The organism is Nocardia colli, from assembly GCF_008704205.1.
Taxonomy (GTDB): domain Bacteria; phylum Actinomycetota; class Actinomycetes; order Mycobacteriales; family Mycobacteriaceae; genus Nocardia; species Nocardia colli.
Window position 1 is genome coordinate 56,956 of record NZ_VXLC01000010.1, and the last position, 15,837, is coordinate 72,792.

17 protein-coding genes and 1 tRNA gene are annotated in these 15,837 nt (G+C 67.5%); 7 read left to right on the top strand and 11 right to left on the bottom strand.

The features are described 5' to 3' along the window. Nucleotides 1–5 precede the first annotated feature (5 nt). Nucleotides 6–1,169: a 3-hydroxy-9,10-secoandrosta-1,3,5(10)-triene-9,17-dione monooxygenase oxygenase subunit gene (gene hsaA, locus F3087_RS21180; RefSeq protein ID WP_150403762.1), complete on the bottom strand. Its 1,164-nt coding sequence runs from the start codon at nucleotides 1,167–1,169 to the stop codon at nucleotides 6–8. Nucleotides 1,170–1,367: 198 nt separating this feature from the next. On the opposite strand from hsaA, the gene F3087_RS21185 reads away from it, so the two are divergent. The 3 genes from F3087_RS21185 to F3087_RS21195 all read left to right on the top strand — a co-directional run bounded on the left by F3087_RS21185 (nucleotide 1,368) and on the right by F3087_RS21195 (nucleotide 3,941). Next, nucleotides 1,368–2,582 carry a Rieske 2Fe-2S domain-containing protein gene (locus F3087_RS21185; RefSeq protein ID WP_150403763.1) on the top strand — a complete coding sequence of 405 codons (1,215 nt, stop codon included), beginning with the start codon at nucleotides 1,368–1,370 and terminating at the stop codon, nucleotides 2,580–2,582. Then, a complete protein-coding gene (locus tag F3087_RS21190; RefSeq protein ID WP_150403764.1) occupies nucleotides 2,582–2,911 on the top strand; it encodes a hypothetical protein in 330 nt (109 codons plus the stop codon). The genes F3087_RS21185 and F3087_RS21190 overlap by 1 nt, the downstream gene beginning before the upstream one ends. Nucleotides 2,912–3,005: 94 nt before the next feature. Further along, nucleotides 3,006–3,941: an NAD(P)H-dependent flavin oxidoreductase gene (locus tag F3087_RS21195; protein WP_150403765.1), complete on the top strand. Its 936-nt coding sequence runs from the start codon at nucleotides 3,006–3,008 to the stop codon at nucleotides 3,939–3,941. Between the two features lie 3 nt (nucleotides 3,942–3,944). On the opposite strand, the gene F3087_RS21200 is transcribed toward F3087_RS21195, so the two are convergent. Beyond that, nucleotides 3,945–4,358: a cupin domain-containing protein gene (locus tag F3087_RS21200; RefSeq protein ID WP_396897574.1), complete on the bottom strand. Its 414-nt coding sequence runs from the start codon at nucleotides 4,356–4,358 to the stop codon at nucleotides 3,945–3,947. 98 nt (nucleotides 4,359–4,456) lie between these two features. Here F3087_RS21200 and F3087_RS21205 point away from each other — a divergent pair. Further along, a tRNA-His gene (locus F3087_RS21205) sits at nucleotides 4,457–4,533 on the top strand. Between the two features lie 12 nt (nucleotides 4,534–4,545). Here the strand turns inward: F3087_RS21205 and F3087_RS21210 are convergent. Continuing rightward, nucleotides 4,546–5,604 (bottom strand): saccharopine dehydrogenase NADP-binding domain-containing protein, encoded by a 1,059-nt coding sequence (locus F3087_RS21210; protein ID WP_150403767.1) that lies wholly within the window; start codon nucleotides 5,602–5,604, stop codon nucleotides 4,546–4,548. Nucleotides 5,605–5,698: 94 nt separating this feature from the next. Between F3087_RS21210 and F3087_RS21215 the strand changes: the two genes are divergently transcribed. From F3087_RS21215 to F3087_RS21225, 3 genes are all read left to right on the top strand, one after another. Next, nucleotides 5,699–6,616, top strand: coding sequence for an AraC family transcriptional regulator (locus F3087_RS21215; RefSeq protein WP_150403768.1), 918 nt, complete (start codon nucleotides 5,699–5,701; stop codon nucleotides 6,614–6,616). 213 nt (nucleotides 6,617–6,829) lie between these two features. Continuing rightward, a complete protein-coding gene (locus F3087_RS21220; protein WP_150403769.1) occupies nucleotides 6,830–7,084 on the top strand; it encodes a type II toxin-antitoxin system Phd/YefM family antitoxin in 255 nt (84 codons plus the stop codon). Then, nucleotides 7,081–7,347: a type II toxin-antitoxin system RelE family toxin gene (locus tag F3087_RS21225; RefSeq protein ID WP_150403770.1), complete on the top strand. Its 267-nt coding sequence runs from the start codon at nucleotides 7,081–7,083 to the stop codon at nucleotides 7,345–7,347. The genes F3087_RS21220 and F3087_RS21225 overlap by 4 nt, the downstream gene beginning before the upstream one ends. 105 nt (nucleotides 7,348–7,452) lie before the next feature. On the opposite strand, the gene F3087_RS21230 is transcribed toward F3087_RS21225, so the two are convergent. The 8 genes from F3087_RS21230 to F3087_RS21265 all read right to left on the bottom strand — a co-directional run bounded on the left by F3087_RS21230 (nucleotide 7,453) and on the right by F3087_RS21265 (nucleotide 15,773). Continuing rightward, nucleotides 7,453–8,205 carry a DUF427 domain-containing protein gene (locus F3087_RS21230; protein ID WP_150403771.1) on the bottom strand — a complete coding sequence of 251 codons (753 nt, stop codon included), beginning with the start codon at nucleotides 8,203–8,205 and terminating at the stop codon, nucleotides 7,453–7,455. A 98-nt stretch (nucleotides 8,206–8,303) separates the two neighbouring features. After that, nucleotides 8,304–9,551, bottom strand: a complete 1,248-nt coding sequence (locus F3087_RS21235) for an MFS transporter (protein ID WP_150403772.1) — start codon at nucleotides 9,549–9,551, stop codon at nucleotides 8,304–8,306. 11 nt (nucleotides 9,552–9,562) lie between these two features. Further along, nucleotides 9,563–10,006: a MarR family winged helix-turn-helix transcriptional regulator gene (locus F3087_RS21240; RefSeq protein WP_223885249.1), complete on the bottom strand. Its 444-nt coding sequence runs from the start codon at nucleotides 10,004–10,006 to the stop codon at nucleotides 9,563–9,565. Between the two features lie 118 nt (nucleotides 10,007–10,124). Continuing rightward, nucleotides 10,125–11,180 (bottom strand): acyl-CoA dehydrogenase family protein, encoded by a 1,056-nt coding sequence (locus tag F3087_RS21245; protein WP_150403774.1) that lies wholly within the window; start codon nucleotides 11,178–11,180, stop codon nucleotides 10,125–10,127. Continuing rightward, entirely contained in the window at nucleotides 11,177–12,199 is a 1,023-nt protein-coding gene (locus F3087_RS21250) for an acyl-CoA dehydrogenase family protein (protein WP_150403775.1), read from the bottom strand. Before F3087_RS21250 ends, F3087_RS21245 begins: the two co-directional genes overlap by 4 nt. After that, nucleotides 12,196–13,338, bottom strand: a complete 1,143-nt coding sequence (locus tag F3087_RS21255; RefSeq protein WP_150403776.1) for an acyl-CoA dehydrogenase family protein — start codon at nucleotides 13,336–13,338, stop codon at nucleotides 12,196–12,198. Before F3087_RS21255 ends, F3087_RS21250 begins: the two co-directional genes overlap by 4 nt. Beyond that, a complete protein-coding gene (locus F3087_RS21260) occupies nucleotides 13,339–14,220 on the bottom strand; it encodes an enoyl-CoA hydratase (RefSeq protein ID WP_150403777.1) in 882 nt (293 codons plus the stop codon). Next, nucleotides 14,220–15,773, bottom strand: coding sequence for a FadD3 family acyl-CoA ligase (locus tag F3087_RS21265; protein WP_150403778.1), 1,554 nt, complete (start codon nucleotides 15,771–15,773; stop codon nucleotides 14,220–14,222). Before F3087_RS21265 ends, F3087_RS21260 begins: the two co-directional genes overlap by 1 nt. Nucleotides 15,774–15,837 lie beyond the last annotated feature (64 nt).

The following is a 15,837-nucleotide window of genomic DNA, read 5'->3' on the forward strand; positions in this document are numbered from 1 at the left end:
AGCTCCTAGACCATCGCGTCGACGACGGGCAGCCCGAACTCGTGCTGGCCGTACATCTGGTAAGCCCGTTCCGGATCGTTCGCCGCGTGCACCCGGCCCGCGTGCGCGTCGCGCCAGAACCGTTGCAGCGGAGTGCCGTTCGCCAGCGCGGTGGCGCCCGAGCTCTCGAACAGCTTGTCGATGGCGGCGATCGAGCGTCCGGTCGCACGCACCTGGTCGCGCCGCGCGCGCACCCGCAGGTCGAACGGAATCTCCTTGCCCGCCAACAGCAGTGCGTATTCGTCGGCGACATTGCCGGACAGCTGACGCCAGCCCGCGTCGATGTCGCTGGACGCCTCCGCGATGCGCACCTTGGCGAACGGATCGTCCTTGGCCTTCTCGCCCGCGTAGGCCGCGCGCACCCGCTTGCCCTGATGTTCGACGTGCGCCGCGTACGCGCCGTAGGCCATGCCGACGATCGGGGTCGCGATGGTGGTGGGATGGATGGTGCCCCAGGGCATCCGGTACACCGGATCGGTGTTCTGCTCGAGGCCCGGCGCGGTCAGTTCGCTCATCTTGCGGAAGCTGAGGAAGCGGTGCGTCGGGACGAAAACGTCCTTCACCACAACAGTATTGGACCCGGTGCCGCGCAATCCGACCACATTCCAGACATCGTCGATGCGGTAGTCGTCGCGCGGGATGAGGAAGCTGCCGAAGTCGACCGGCTTGCCGTCCTTGATCACCGGACCACCGAGCACCGCCCAGGTGGCGTGATCGCACCCCGAGGACCAGGCCCAGGACCCGTTGACCAGGTAGCCGCCCTCGACCACCGTGCCCGCGCCCATCGGCGCGTACGACGAGGAGATCCGCACCTCGGTGTCCTCGCCCCAGACGTCTTCCTGCGCCCGCTGGTCGAACAGCGCCAGATGCCAATTGTGTACGCCGACAATGCCCGCCACCCAACCGGTGGATCCGCAGGCGCTGGCCAGCTTGCGCACGGTGTCGTAGAAGACCACCGGGTCGGCCGCGTGACCGCCCCACTGCTTGGGCTGCAGCAGCCGGAAGAACCCGGTCTCCTGCAACGCCTTCATGGATTCGTCGGGGATGCGGCGTAGGTCCTCGGCCTCCTGCGCGCGCTCGCGCAGGGTCGGCAACAGCGCGTCGACCCGTTCGGTCACTTCTTGCGTCATCTCGGGACCTGCTCCTGCCTGGTCAATTGGATAACCGGTACTCATTTGCTTCTGAGACTAGAACAGGTTCTTATTTCTGTCGAGAACGGGTGTCGATCGCGTGTCCTGGATGGACATGTGCAGGAAGTGGCGTGAATCGCTGGCGTGGAACGCCACATTTTTGTAACGTGTTCTAGTACAGAAGGAGGAGGATTCGCGATGGCAGTTACCCCACAGGGGAGCGGTGCGAAGGTCCGGGAGTTAGACGTCGGCACCGTGCCCACCCGCTATGCGAGGGGATGGCATTGCCTCGGTCTGGCCAAGTCGTTCCGCGACGGCAAGCCGCACGCGGTGAATGTGTTCGGCACCAAGCTCGTGATCTGGGCCGACAGCAACGACGAGCTGCGGGTGCTCGATGCCTACTGCAGGCACATGGGCGGCGATCTGAGCATGGGCGAGGTCAAGGGTGACGACATCGCCTGCCCGTTCCACGACTGGCGCTGGTCCGGCACGAACGGCAAATGCACCGCGATTCCGTACGGGAAGCGCGTGCCGCCACTGGCGCGTACCCGTAAATGGACCACGCTGGAGCGCAACGGCCAGCTGTTCGTCTGGCACGACGTCGAGGGCAGCCAGCCGCCGCCCGAGGTGACCATCCCGCATATCAAGGGCCCTTACACCGATGCGGACGGCAACCCGGTCGAGCAGCTCGACAGCGGCTGGACCGACTGGACCTGGAACTCCATGCTGATCGAGGGCGCGAACTGCCGCGAGATCATCGACAACGTGGTCGACATGGCGCACTTCTTCTACATCCACTTCGCCTTCCCGACCTTCTTCAAGAACGTCTTCGAGGGGCACATCGCCACTCAGTACTTGAATACGAAGGGCAGGCCGGACATCGGGATGGCCTCCAAATACGGCGGCGACACCACGCTGACCTCGGAGGCCTCGTACTTCGGGCCGTCCTACATGATCAATCCGCTGGTCAACCTGTACACCGGCTACGAGGTCAAGAGCGTCCTGATCAACTGCCACTACCCGGTGACCCAGGACTCCTTCGTGCTGCAATGGGGCATCACGCTGGAGAAGCCGCAGGGCGTCGAGGGCGAGATGGCGGACAAGCTGGCCGCCAAGATGACCGAGGGCATCAGCGTCGGCTTCCTCCAGGACGTGGAGATCTGGAAGCACAAGTCCAAGGTCGAGAACCCGCTGCTGTGCGAGGAGGACGGCCCGGTCTACCAGCTGCGTCGCTGGTACGACCAGTTCTACGTCGACCTCGCCGACGTCACCGACAAGATGACCCAGCGCTTCGAGTTCGAGGTGGACACCACCAAGGCGAACGAGGTCTGGGAGGCCGAGGTCGCGGAGAACCTGCGGCGCAAGCGGGAGGCCGACGAGGCTGCCGCCAACCAGGCGGAGGCCGGAGTCTGATGGCCACCTGGGCGAAAGCACCCGACTTCGCCGACCAACCGGCGCGGCAGGCTGAAGTGCGCGCCCAGACCGTGGTCGACAAGCAGCACTATCTGGAACAGGGCCTGACACCGCTGGCGTGTCAGGCCTGCCAGAGCCGGGTGCTGGTGCGCAAGAGCAGTTCGCATCAGACCTCGGTGCAGTGGACCGAGCCGCCGCAGACGCACTGCCCGGTCTTCGCCGAACTCAGCCGGAACGGGGGTGGCCTCGGTCGCCCCGATTCCTGCCCGCAGTTGGAGAAGACGATCAAATGGGCGGTCGACGAGGGCGTGGTCGAGGTGCCGGAGTAGTCACCTGCGGGCGAAGTGACAACGTCGGCAGGTGCCGTATGGGCAGTTCGCCAACTGTTTTTCGATGTCACGCGGGCTGCTCTATTGTCCGGGCATGGCTCATCCTGGATTCACCGAACTCGCGGCGCGGCTGACCGTTCCGTTGATCGCCGCGCCGATGTTCCAGGTCTCCGGGCCGGAGTTGGTGATCGCGGCCTGCCGGGCCGGCGTGGTCGGCGCGTTCCCGACGGTGAATGCCCGTACGCCGGAACAACTGTCGGAGTGGTTGTCGGCGATCGATGTCGCGTTGGCGTCGGGTAACGGGGCGCGTCCGGCCCCGGTCGCGGCGAATCTGATCGTGCACCCGGGGAACGCGCGGCTGCTGCCGGATCTGCAGGTGTTGCGCGAGCAGCCGACGGAGATCGTGATCACCTCGGTCGGGACGCCGCGCGCTGTGGTCGGCCCGTTGCACGAGGTGGGCTCGCTGGTTCTCGCGGATGTGGCGTCGGTGCAGCACGCGGTGCGGGCGGTCGAGTGCGGTGTCGACGGGTTGATCCTGCTCACCGCCGGTGCGGGCGGGCAGACCGGCTGGGCGAATCCGTTCGCGTTCGTCCGTGCCGTGCGCGAATTCTTCGACGGTCCAGTCGTTTTGGCCGGCGGGATCGCCGATGGTGTCGCCTTACGTGCGGCGATCACCCTCGGTGCGGACCTCGCCTACATGGGTACCAAGTTCCTCGCCACCGCGGAGAGCATGGCCGCGCCCGCGCACAAGGATCTGATCGCCGCGTCCAGCCTCGACGACGTGGTGCTGACCTCCGCGTTCACCGGTCTGCCGACCAATATGCTGGCCGGCTCGATGCAGTCGCTCGGCATCGATGTCGCCGCCCTGCGTGCCGGAACCTTCGACACCGCAGCGCATTTCGCCGATCCCGGCGCGCCGAAGAACTGGTCGGACATCTGGAGCGCCGGCCACGCCGCGTCCGGGGTCACCGAGGTGCTCGGCGTCGCCGAACTCGTCGAACGGACGCGGCGCGAGTACGCCGGGGAGTGAGGCTCAGTCCATCTGGAAGTCGGCGAAGTCGAAACCGGGCGAGACGAAGCAGCTGACCAGCACGTACTCGTCGCCTGCGGGGCGCGCCGCTTGACTGACCCCACCCGGCACCACCGCCTGGAGCACCTGACCGTGCTCGACATCCGGCCCGAGCACGATCTCCTCGCCGCCGATGTTCAGCACCAGCGGACCGCCGCGATGCCAGAGCCACAGCTCGTCGGAGCGGACCGTGTGCGGCGCGGACTGCTCGCCCGGCAGCAGCAGGAAGTGGATCGCGGTCGCGCTGGACCGTGCGCCGTCGTAGCCCTCCGGCTTGAATTCCACGGCGCTGCGCCAGGTTTCGCGGAACCAGCCACCTTCCGGATGCGGGGACAGGTCGAGGACGGCGGCGAGCTCGGGTCGATTGTCGGTCATCATTCGACTATGCCTGATCCGCGCGCGGTGGTGCCGGACGTCCCCGGTGAAAAACCAGGTGACCGGAGCTGAACGGCCGCGTTACCGTGGCTGAACACATGGTGGGTGTAGCTCAGTTGGTCAGAGCGCCTGGTTGTGATCCAGGAGGTCGCGGGTTCAAGTCCGGTCACTCACCCCAAAGGCGCCTGGTTCAGAGTTCCGCGATGCGCCAGGTGATGCCGAAAGGCGCCAATATATCGAGGAATTCGGCCGCGTCGAAGGCTTCAGCAGGCGCGAGCGCACCCGGCTTGGTGGTGCCCTCCGCCAATCGAGTCGCCACCGCTACCGCCATCAGCGCCGAATCGCGGTAGGAGTGCACGCCGCTCACCACGCCGCGGACCGTCCGGCCGTCCGCCCCGAACGCGTCGACGACCAGGTCATAGCGCAGATCGGCGCTCGGTGCGTCGGGCAGCGAGTCGATGATCTCGGCGGTGAAGCCGCTGAGAGTGTCGAGGATCGAAGTGGCAAGCACGCCTTCGACATAGGAGACGTCGGAGTGGCGCGGGATCGTCAGTACCGGCGGCTGGGGGAATTTCGCCACCGCGGTCGGCGCGGTCTCGCCGGGGAAGGTCATCGTGGAGTGCCGGGCCGTTGCGCCGGTGTGCAATTCGCCGTCCGCGTAGTTCCAGCCGCCGCTGCGGAACCAGTCCAGACTCGCCAGCACCGTCTTCGCGCTGCCCTTGGAACCGTTGCCGCCGCTCTTGCTCAGATGGCTGACCACTACCTCGGCCGGGCCGCTCACCCGGCGGGTGGTCAGGTAGCCGAGCAGGTCACCGGGCAGATTGCTGTCGGTGACGCCGGGGACCAGGCTCACCCCGGCCGCCTCGGCACGTGGGCCGAACTCGTCGAAGACCTGCTTCAGGAACAGCTGCTCGCCGGACATGTCGGTGTAGTGCGCGCCGGCCTCGATCGCCGCGGCCAGGACCGCCGCACCGTGCTCCACGTAGGCGGGCAGGCTGCTGATCACCACGTCGGCGCCGGTGAACGCGGCGACCAGTGCGTCGTGGTCGGCGAGGTCGGCGACGCGGATCTCGGCGTTCGGGAGATCGGCGGCGACCGCGGCGGCGCGGATGCGTGTTTCGTTGCGGCCCACCAGGATCGGAGTGAAGCCGCGGCGGTGTAGTTCGGTGAGGAGGTAGCCGCCGGTGATGCCGGTGGCACCGTAGACGGCGATGTTCTTGCTGGATCCGGTGGGGCTCGTCGATGTCATGCCATCAATCTATGAGCGCTGTATGAGTTAACCAATGGCCGTGATACTCGCTGCTATATCTCAAACACTCATTGTGGAGCGCTATGGTGAGCAAGTGGACGTTCTCAGTGAAACCATCGCCGCCATCCGAACGGGCAGTCCGACCTCCGGAATGTTCATCCGGCACGCCCCCTGGGGTCGCGACTATCCGGTCGTGCCCGGCGCCGGTTTCCACGTCGTGTTGCAGGGCTCGTGCTGGCTGGTGCCGCCGGGCGGCACGCCGATGGCGCTCGGTGTCGGCGACGTCGTGTTCATGCCGCGCGGCGCGGATCATGTGCTGATCGACAGCCTCGACAGTCCGGTCACCGAGAAGGCGCAGCCGGGGGAGCCGAGGGAGATCACCGGGGCCGGGGTGCGCACCGCATTGCTGTGCGGCGCATACGAACTCGGTAAGCAGCGCAGCCATCCGCTGCTCGACGAGCTACCGGAATTCATCCATCTCCCGGCCCGTCCCGGTCGCCATCCCGCGCTGCGCGGCGCGGTCGACCTGCTCGCCGCCGAAATCGCCGAACCGCGCCCGGGCAGCGACGCCGCCGTTCCGGCCATCCTCGAAACCCTGCTGCTCTTCGTGCTGCGCGCCTGGTTCGAAGAGCAGTCCAGCGCGCAATCCACCGGCTGGGCAGGCGCTTTCGCCGATCCCGCGGTCGCCGCCGCGCTTCGAGCCGTGCACGAAGAACCGGCCCGATCCTGGACCGTCCCGGATCTCAGCGACATCGCCGGCGTCTCCCGCGCCACCCTCGCCCGCCGCTTCACCGCCACCATCGGCGAACCGCCCCTCGCCTACGTCACCCGCTGGCGCATGCTCACCGCCGCCCGCCTACTCCGCGACACCGACGCCCCACTCGGCACGATAGCCCGAAAGGTCGGCTACACCTCCGAATTCGCCTTCGCCAAGGCCTTCAAACGCGAATACGGCCTAGCCCCAGGCCAATACCGCCGAGCCGACCACAAACCCCCACTGGTCGCAGTCTGACCCCGCCGCACCCCTTCTGATTTCCCGCACCGAAAATCGCATGCAAATCCAGGTGCGGGAAATCGAAAGGCGTGCGGCTGTAGGTTCGGGGGATGGAGGCTCGGGTGCTGGAGGCGTATGGGGAGGTGATGCGCCGGTTGCTCCGGGTACTCGGCTGTCCGAGTTGAAGAGGGCAAAGGCTGCCGTGTACACATATGCGTGTACACTGTGTATATGAGTGAGATCAGCACCCGCGAACTACGCACCAACCTGGCGAAATACATCGATGCCGCCGAGTCTGGTGAGCAGGTGATCATTCTCCGCGACGGCACTCCTGCCGCCGCGCTGGTTCCCCTGTCTGTGGTGGAAGCGGTCGATGACGCCGAAGACGAAATGTTGGCGCGAGAGGCCGTCGCCCGCCTCGCCGCCGGTGAAAAGACCTCCAGCATGGCCGAAGTGCTCGCCGATATTTTCGAGGCGCGTAAGTGAAATATACGTTTCAGTTCCTCGAGTCTGCCCGGCGTGAACTGCGAGACCTGGAACAACGAGACGCGATGCGCATCCTCACCGCGCTCACTGTCCTTGGCGACGATCCGTACGCCGAGGGGTTGGCCATCCGAAAGTTGGTGAACGTGGATGCGTATCGCCTGCGAGTCGGCCGCTTCCGAGTCGTCTACCAAGTGCAAGACGATGTGCTGGTGATCCTGGTGGTGAAGGTCGGGTGGCGCCGGGACGTGTATCGCGATCTCTGATCGGTACCAACGCAGTGCAGGCCCATAGTCGATCGGTGACTATGGGCCAGTTTTGTATCCGTGACGCCGAGGAGCTGGCGGACGGCTTGATCGGCTACCGCTGACTCAGCTGAACGGCGACTTCGGACGTTCCTGCAACTCGCCGTCGAGGTAGATGTCGACCTTCTCGTTGTAGAAGCAGACCAGGCCTGCGACCTTCTGGCTCTCCGGCAGCGGCGTGCGGTAACCCCACACGTAATCCTGGTATTCGTTGTCGCCGACGCGCACCGTCCAGTAGTCGGCGGTGCCCTTGTACGGGCAGCTGGTGTGCGTGTCCGACGGGTGCAGCAGGTCCATGCGCACATCGGTCATCGGCAGGTAATACCTTGCCGGCAGGCCGGTTTCGAAGAGGATGCGTGGCGAGTGCGAGTCGGCGACGGTGACGCCGTCGATCTCGACTCGCACATGCCGGGAGCTGCCGAGGATGTCGACCCGGGAGTACGGATCGCGCGGGTGGACGTAGACCGGCTCGTCCTCCTCGAACCACTCGTCCATCTTGTTCCAGTCGAGCCGCACCAGGTCGTTCAGCTCGGCCAGCGGGGAATCGTGATAGCGGAGCGCGGCGGCGGTTGCGGTGGTGCCGTCCACGACCACGTCGTACTCGGTCGCGTCGCCGCGGCTGGGGGAGTGGTGCGACTGGCCGGTCGGTTCGAGTTTCGCCTGGAGATCCGCGGCGCGGATGTAGTAGGTCGGATAGTGCGGACCCTCCCACACCAGCACCGGCTGCGCCGTATCGGCCACCACCCGGCCGCCGAGGAACACCCGAACTCGCTTCTGGCTGGTTTCGATCTTTACCCGCCCGCGTTGCGCATCGCCCATGACATTCGACGGTACTCCCGGGCGGCTGTCCGAGTAGTTATCGCAGACAGAACAGCTGCCTGAACCCTGAGCGGGTCCAGGCAGCCGCGGGTGCGAGGTCAGTCGCCGACGGTGATCGCTTCCGCCTCGGTGACGCTGTGCGGCGCCGGATCGTGGTCATCGATGTGCGCGAGGGCCGCGCGCCCGGCCACCAGGACCAGCACCGCGCCCGCAGTACAGGCTGCGCCGACCCAGAACGGCAGCGCGACGCTGTGCTCACCGAGCTTGCCCGCCAGGTACGGCGCGGCCGCACCACCGGCGAAGCGAACGAAGCTGTAGGCCGCGGACGCGGTCGACCGCTCGACCGGCGCGGAGATCATCACGGCCTCGGTGATCAGCGTGTTGTTCACGCCGAGGAACAGCCCGGCCAGCACGGTGCCGATGATCAGCACCGGCTTGTGCTCGGCGAACGCCGCCATCACCGCGAGGTCCGCGGCGAACAGCGCGATGGACAGGCCCATCATCGGCAGCGACCCGAACCGCCGCTGCAACCGCGGCGCCAGGAACACCGAGGAGAACGCGAGCAGGATGCCCCAGCCGCAGAAGATGAAGCCGATCGCGTAGGTGCCCATGTCCAGTGGGAACGGGGTGTAGGCGAGCAGCGTGAAGAAGCCGAAGTTGTAGAGCAGCGCGGTGAGGCTGACGGTCAGCAGCCCGCGGTGGCGCAGCGCGCGGAACGGCGCGGTGATCGAGGTGTGGTGCGTCGGCTTCGGGCCCTCGGGCAGTAGCACGACGATGCTGACCAGGGCTACGGCCATCAGCACCGAGACGCCGAAAAACGGTCCACGCCAGCTGATTCCGCCGAGCACGCCGCCGAGCAGCGGTCCGGTCGCGATGCCGATGCCGAGCGCGGCTTCATAGAGGATGATCGCCCGGGCGACGCCGCCGCTGGCCGCGCCGACAATGGTGGCGAGCGCGGTGGCGATGAACAAGGCATTGCCCAGACCCCACCCCGCGCGGAACCCGACGATCTGCGTGACGGTGTCGGACAACCCCGCCAGCGCCGCGAACACGATGATGATGGCCAGGCCGGCTACCAGCGTCTTCTTCGCGCCGAAGCGGCTGGACACCACGCCCGTGATCAGCATGGCCACGCCGGTCACGAGCATGTAGCTGGTGAACAGCAGCGACACCTGTGACGGCGAGGCGTGCAGTTGTTCGCCGATCGGTTTCAGGATCGGGTCCACCAGCCCGATGCCCATGAAGGCGATCACGCTGGCGAAGGCGACGGCCCAAACGGCTTTCGGTTGGCGATTGCTCGCGGTGGGTTCCGCGCCTGCGGCGCGATCAGGAGCCAAGGTGCTCATTGATCTTCCCTCTATATCGGATGATGCTGTGGCGTAGCCGTTTTCAGGGCCTCCAGCAGTTCGTTCAAATCGGTGTCCATGCGGGCGAGGCGTTCGGTGTCGAAGCCGTCGAGCCGCGTGGTGAGCGCGGCGGCGAAGGCCTGCCGCGCCTGGGTGAGCCGGTTGCGTCCGGCCGGGGTGAGTTCGACGACGACGGCCCGGGAATCGGCCGAGTCCTTGCGCCGGGTCGCGAAACCATCCGCGACCAGCCTGCCGATCAGCGTCGTTGCTGCCGGCTGCGAACATCGGTCGATCCTGGCGAACTCGCTGACCCGCACGGCGCCGTGTTCGTCGAGCACCGCAAGTGCCCGCAACACCGCCCGCGGCAGGTCGTCGCCGCTGATCACCCCGGCCAGCCGAGTGAGCCTGCCCGCGGTTACGAGTAGATCGACGACGATGTCATCCGCTGTGTTCACCTGAGCCTGCTGCACCCAGATATTATTACATAAGCTAACTATATATGTCCCGTGAACTCGATCACGAACACGCCAAAGCCCCGGCATGCAACACATACCGAGGCTCTGACCAGGTGATTCAGGAACTATGCGCCACCGGACGCTGCGGCGTGCCGAAGAGGTGGGCGGTGCCGTGGGCGCGTTTGAAGTAGAGGTGGGCGTCGTGTTCCCAGGTGATGGCTATGCCGCCGTGGAGTTGGACGGTTTCGGCGACGATGGTGGTGAGGGCGTCGGAGCAGTGCAGGCGGGCGACCCAGACGTCCTCGGGGGCGGTGGGGGTGTGCTCGGCTACCGCGAGGGTGGCGGCGGCGGAGGCGGACTTGGCCGATTCGAGGAGGACGTACATGTCGGCCATGCGGTGCTTGAGGGCTTGGAAGCTGCCGATGGGGCGGCCGAACTGGACTCGGGACTTGGTGTATTCGACCGTCATGGTCAGGCAGTGCTCGGCGGCGCCCACTTGCTCGGCGGCGATTGCGGCCCAGGCGATTTCGCGTAGGCGGGCGATGGCCGGTTGCGGATCGGCGGTGCCGAGGCGGCGGGCTTCGGCGGTGGTGAAGGTGATTTCGGTCAGTTTGCGGGTGGGGTCCATGGTCGGCACGACGCGCCGGGTGACCCCGGTCGCGGTGGGGTCGACCTCGAAGAACCCGGTCGCGGTGACCACGATCAGTGTGTCGGCGATGCTGCCGTCGAGCACGTATCGAGCTGTGCCGCTGAGGGTTCCGTCGGCCTCGTGGACTCCGGGCTCGTCCCAGCCGTTCTCGCCTGCCCAGCACACCGCGAGGGTGCGCGTGCCCTCCGCGACCTCGGGAAGCAGCCGCGCGCACGCCTCTTCATCGCCCGACAGCAGCACCGCCTGCACGCCGAGGACGGCGGAGCCGAGCATCGGCACGCCGGCCAGGGTGCGGCCGAGTTCGCCGACCACGAGCAGGGATTCGACCAGGCTCGCGCCGATACCGCCGTATTCCTCGGGAATGGCCAGCGCCGCGACGCCGATCTGTTCGCACAGTCGCTGCCACAGGGCCTGGTCGTAGCCGAGCTCGGTATCCATCGCGGTGCGCACCGCGGCCGATCCGGCGTGCTTGGTGAGCAAGGCGCGCACCGATGCGGTGAACTCCTGATGTTCGGTGCTGGTCATGCCGTCCCTCGAAGTTGCCGATCCGCCGCCTCGGCACGCAGCGCCCGCGCGATCCGTGCCCGGTGCAGATCCGGTGTGCCCCAGGCGGACCGGAGCGCGGTGACCTTGGTCAACCACAGCGACAGGTCGTATTCGGCGGTGTAGCCGATCGCGCCGTGCACCTGTAGCGCCGCCCTGGCGGCCCGGTAGGCCGCGTCGCCGCAGGCGATCACGGCGGCCGAGACGTCGCGCCCGCGCGTCGGCTCGCCCATGGTGAGCGCGGCGCGGTAGAGCAGCGGTTCGGCCAGATCCAGGCCGATCAGCACATCCGCGAGTTTCTGCTTGACCGCCTGGAATTCGCCGATCGGCTTGCCGAACTGCTTGCGCTGCTTGGCATATCCGGTGGTCGAGTCGAGCAGCGCGCGACCGGCGCCCAGCAGCTGTGCCGCACAAGCCAGTGCGCCGGTGTCGAACCCGGTGGCGATCGCGTCGGCCACGCCCTCCGCGACCGATTCGTCAGCGGCCACGGCGAACAGCCGCCGTGCCGGATCGATCGACCGCACCAGACCGGTCCGATGACCGACGTGCAGCTGATCGCCGTCCGCGATCAACACCACCTCAGCGCTGTCTGCGTCCAGCGCCACCGCGCTGTGATCCGGCGAGGCGAAAGCGAGGGTGCCCAGCTCGGCACCTTCGGCGAAGCCGGGCAACCAGCGCGCGGCCAGTTCCGTATCCGGAAGTGCTTGCAGCAGAGCAGGTATCGCGGCAGCGGTCTCCACCAGCGGACCCGGTGCGGCAGCGCGCCCGAGTTCGACGAACGCGACCACCAGATCGATCGGCTCCGCGCCGACCCCACCGTGCTCGTCATCGATGGCCAGACCGAGCACCCCCGCACCGGCGAGCTGACGGATCAGCCCGCGGCCGGGCCGCGGATCCCCGGTCGCCCAGGCGCGCCCCGCGGCGGGCGTGCGCCCCGCGTCCAGCAGCTTGCGCACGCTGGTGCCGAAGTCGAGTTGTTCGGGACTGAGCGCGAATCTCATCGACTGCTTCCTCTCGGTAGTCCGAGCAGCCGCTCGGCGACGATATTGCGCTGAATCTCGTTGGTGCCCGCATAGATCGGACCGGACAGCGAGAACAGATAGCCGTCGGTCCACGACCCGGAGCGTTCGGCGCTCGCGCCGAGCACCTCCAGCGCGGTCTCGTGCATGGCGATGTCGAGCTCGGACCAGAACACCTTGGTGATCGAGGATTCCGCGCCGAGCTTGCCGCCCTCGTTCAGCCGGGTCACCGTGCCGAACGTGTGCAGCCGGTAGGCCTCGCTGCCGATCCACGCGTCCACCACGGCATCTCGCTGCCCGGTGTTCGCGTCGTCGCCGGCGTCGAGCCATAGATCGATCAACCGCTGCGACGTCGCGCTGAACCGTCCGGGGCTGCGCAGCGACAGGCCGCGCTCGTTGCTGGACGTGCTCATCGCCACCCGCCAGCCCTCGCCCGGCGCGCCGATCACATCGCGATCCGGCACGAACACCTCGTCGAGGAAGATCTCCGCGAAGCCGGGCTCGCCGTCCAACTGCGGAATCGGCCGCACCGCAACACCATCGGCGGACAGCGGGAACATCACATAAGTCAGCCCCTTGTGCCGCTCCGCCTCCGGATCGCTGCGGAACAGCCCGAAGGCCCAGTCCGCGTAGGCCGCTCGCGAACTCCACGTCTTCTGCCCGCTCAGCAGCCAGCCGCCGTTGGTCCGGCGCGCGGTCGACCGGATGCCGGCCAGGTCGCTGCCCGCCTCCGGCTCCGACCAGGCCTGCGCCCAGATGTCCTCGCCGCGCGCCATCCGCGGCATGATCCGGTCGAGCTGCTCGGGCGTGCCGTGTTCGAAAAGCGTTGGGGCCAGCAGGAAGATGCCGTTCTGGCTCACCCGTCCCGGCGCGCCGGCGGCGTAGTACTCCTGCTCGAACAGCACCCATTCCAGCAGCGAGGCATCGCGGCCGCCGTACTCCTCGGGCCAGGCGACGACGGAGAGCCGCGCGTCGGCGAGGGTGCGCTCCCAGGCGCGGTGCGCCTCGAACCCGGTTTTGGTATCCATCGAGGGCAGCGGTTGCGCGGGCTTGCTGGCCGCCAGGAACTCCCGGACCTCGGTCTGGAATTCCCGGGTCGCCTGGTCGATCTCGAGATCCACTTACTTCGCCCCGTTCTCGCCGGTCGAAGCCGCCTGCGCCTTCATCGACTTGGCGTTCATGCCGCCCAGCGAATCGGCGCCGACCTCGGCGTTGTGCGCGTGCGCGAAGTGATGCAGCCCGAACACCGAATCCATTCCGGTGCGCATGCCCATCTGATCCTCGGCCTGGTTGACCGCCTTCTTGGTCAGCGCGAGCCCGAATTGCGGCATGGTGCCGATCTTTTCGGCCAGCGCGAGCGTCTCCGCCTCCAGTTCGGCGCGCGGCACCACCCGGTTGACCATGCCCCACTCCTTGGCCTGCGCGGCCCCGAACCGGTCCCCGGTGAACAGGAACTCCTTGGCGGCGCGCGGCCCCATCACCCACGGGTGCGCGAAGTATTCGACCCCCGGAATGCCCATCCGCACAACGGGATCGGAGAAGAACGCGTCGTCGGAGGCAATGATCAGATCGCACACCCAGGCCAGCATGAGCCCGCCCGCGATGCACGCGCCCTGCACCATCGCGATGGTCGGCTTGGGGATCTCCCGCCAGCGCCGGCACATGCCGAGGTAGACCTCGAGCTCGCGGGCGAAGCGCTGATCGCCGCCGACCCGGTCGACGTGGTCCCACCACAGCGCGGCCTTGTTCGGGTAGTGGATGTGATGATCGCGCCCGGGAGTGCCGATGTCGTGCCCGGCGCTGAAGTGTTTCCCGTTGCCCGCCAGCACGATCACGCCGACCTCGGGGTCCTCGACCGCGCGCTCGAAGGCGGCGTCGAGGGCGTAGGTCATCACCGAGTTCTGCGCGTTGCGGTAGTCCGGCCGGTTCAGCGTGACGATCGCCGTGCGGCCGCGCACCTCGTACGTGACCACGTCACCCTCGTCCGGGATCGGTTCCGACATTACGAAATCTCCTCACGTAGTTGACGCTTGAGCACTTTCCCGGCGGCGCTGTAGGGCAGCTGGTCACGGAATTCGACGAACCGCGGCACCTTGAAGTTGGCCAGCACGGTGGTGGCATGGGCGAGCACCTGGTCCGCGGTGAGCTGCGCGCCCGCCTTGCGGACCACGAAAGCCTTGCCCACCTCGCCCATTCGGGTGTCCGGCACCCCGATCACGGCGGATTCGGCGACGCCGTCGAGCCGCGCGAGGGCCTGCTCGATCTCGGCCGGATACACGTTGAACCCGCCGGAGATGTACATGTCCTTGAGCCGGTCGGTGATCTTCAGATAGCCGCGCTCGTCCACCGTGCCGACGTCGCCGGTGTGCAACCAGCCGTCGGAATCGATGGCCTCCGCGGTGCTTTCGGGATCGTCGAGGTAACCGAGCATCACGTTCGGCCCGCGCAGCAGCACCTCGCCGTTGGGCGCGAGCCGCAGTTCGAAGTCGGCGATCGGGCGGCCGCAGGTACCGGAAATGGTCTCGGCGTCGTCGTCCGGACGGCACATGGTGCCGAAGCCCGCCGCCTCGGACAGGCCGTACGCGGTGATGACCACCTCGAAGTCGAGCTCGGCGCGCATCCGCTCGACCAGCACCACCGGCACGGTCGCCGCGCCGGTCACCGCGACCCGCAGCGTGCCGAGGTCGAACTCCGCGCGGTCCGGGTAGTCGAGCAGCGTCTGATAGATGGTCGGCGGCCCGGGCAGCACGGTGATCTTCTCCTCGCTCACCAGCCGCATGGTGGCGGGCACGTCGAACACCGCCTGCGGGATGATCGCGGCCCCGGTGACCAGGCAGGCCAGAATGCCCGCCTTATAGCCGAAGTTGTGGAAGAACGGGCTGACCACCAGATACCGATCGTCGCCGGTGAGCGTCGCGCACTCGGCCCAGGCGCGCACCACCGACAGCGCCTGCCGATGCGCGACCACGGTGCCCTTGCTGCGGCCGGTGGTGCCGGAGGTGAACAGGATGTCGGCGGTGTCCTCGGGACTCACCGCCGTGGCGCGCGCCTCGGCTTCCGCGAGCGTGGCCTTCTCGGCGACCCCGGCCAGCTCGGACCAGTCGAACGCGGTCTCGTCGCCGGTCTTCGTGCCCGGCTCGACCGGGATGACGACGACCGTCTCGATGTCGAGTTCCGGTGCGGCCTTGCGCAATTCGGCGAGCCGATCGCGGCCGAGGAAGGTGCCGGCGATGAACAGCGCCCGCGCGTCGACCCGGACCAGGACGTCGGCCGCCTCGTCGGCGACATAGCGGGTGTTCAACGGGACCAGCGATGCGCCGGCATAGTGCGCGGCCAGCGCGGCGACCACCCAGTGGTGGGTGTTGGGCGCCCACATCGCGACCCGGTCGCCGGATTGCACGCCGCGCGCGATCAGCGCCCGCGCCACCTCCTGGACCGCCGCCAGCAGCTGGGTCCAGTCCAGTCGCACCGGGCCGTCGGCCAGGGCGGGAGCGGTGCCGAACGTGCGCGCGGCATGGTGCAGCGCCAGCGGTGTCGTCAGTGCAGGGGATGTCACGGTTGTCCTTACCGTCCGTGTTAGAGCACTTATGCAAGCGCCCTACAAAGCAAGTGCTTGGTAG

What these genes read in the sequence shown, in the direction of transcription:
- F3087_RS21200 (WP_396897574.1), bottom strand. Translation starts at nt 4,358, where the DNA reads ATGATGACCGACAATCGACCCGAGCTCGCCGCCGTCCTCGACCTGTCC.
- F3087_RS21195 (WP_150403765.1), top strand. Translation starts at nt 3,006, where the DNA reads ATGGCTCATCCTGGATTCACCGAACTCGCGGCGCGGCTGACCGTTCCG.
- hsaA (WP_150403762.1), bottom strand. Translation starts at nt 1,169, where the DNA reads ATGACGCAAGAAGTGACCGAACGGGTCGACGCGCTGTTGCCGACCCTG.
- F3087_RS21220 (WP_150403769.1), top strand. Translation starts at nt 6,830, where the DNA reads ATGAGTGAGATCAGCACCCGCGAACTACGCACCAACCTGGCGAAATAC.
- F3087_RS21250 (WP_150403775.1), bottom strand. Translation starts at nt 12,199, where the DNA reads ATGAGATTCGCGCTCAGTCCCGAACAACTCGACTTCGGCACCAGCGTG.
- F3087_RS21245 (WP_150403774.1), bottom strand. Translation starts at nt 11,180, where the DNA reads ATGACCAGCACCGAACATCAGGAGTTCACCGCATCGGTGCGCGCCTTG.
- F3087_RS21235 (WP_150403772.1), bottom strand. Translation starts at nt 9,551, where the DNA reads ATGAGCACCTTGGCTCCTGATCGCGCCGCAGGCGCGGAACCCACCGCG.
- F3087_RS21210 (WP_150403767.1), bottom strand. Translation starts at nt 5,604, where the DNA reads ATGACATCGACGAGCCCCACCGGATCCAGCAAGAACATCGCCGTCTAC.
- F3087_RS21185 (WP_150403763.1), top strand. Translation starts at nt 1,368, where the DNA reads ATGGCAGTTACCCCACAGGGGAGCGGTGCGAAGGTCCGGGAGTTAGAC.
- F3087_RS21230 (WP_150403771.1), bottom strand. Translation starts at nt 8,205, where the DNA reads ATGGGCGATGCGCAACGCGGGCGGGTAAAGATCGAAACCAGCCAGAAG.
- F3087_RS21260 (WP_150403777.1), bottom strand. Translation starts at nt 14,220, where the DNA reads ATGTCGGAACCGATCCCGGACGAGGGTGACGTGGTCACGTACGAGGTG.
- F3087_RS21190 (WP_150403764.1), top strand. Translation starts at nt 2,582, where the DNA reads ATGGCCACCTGGGCGAAAGCACCCGACTTCGCCGACCAACCGGCGCGG.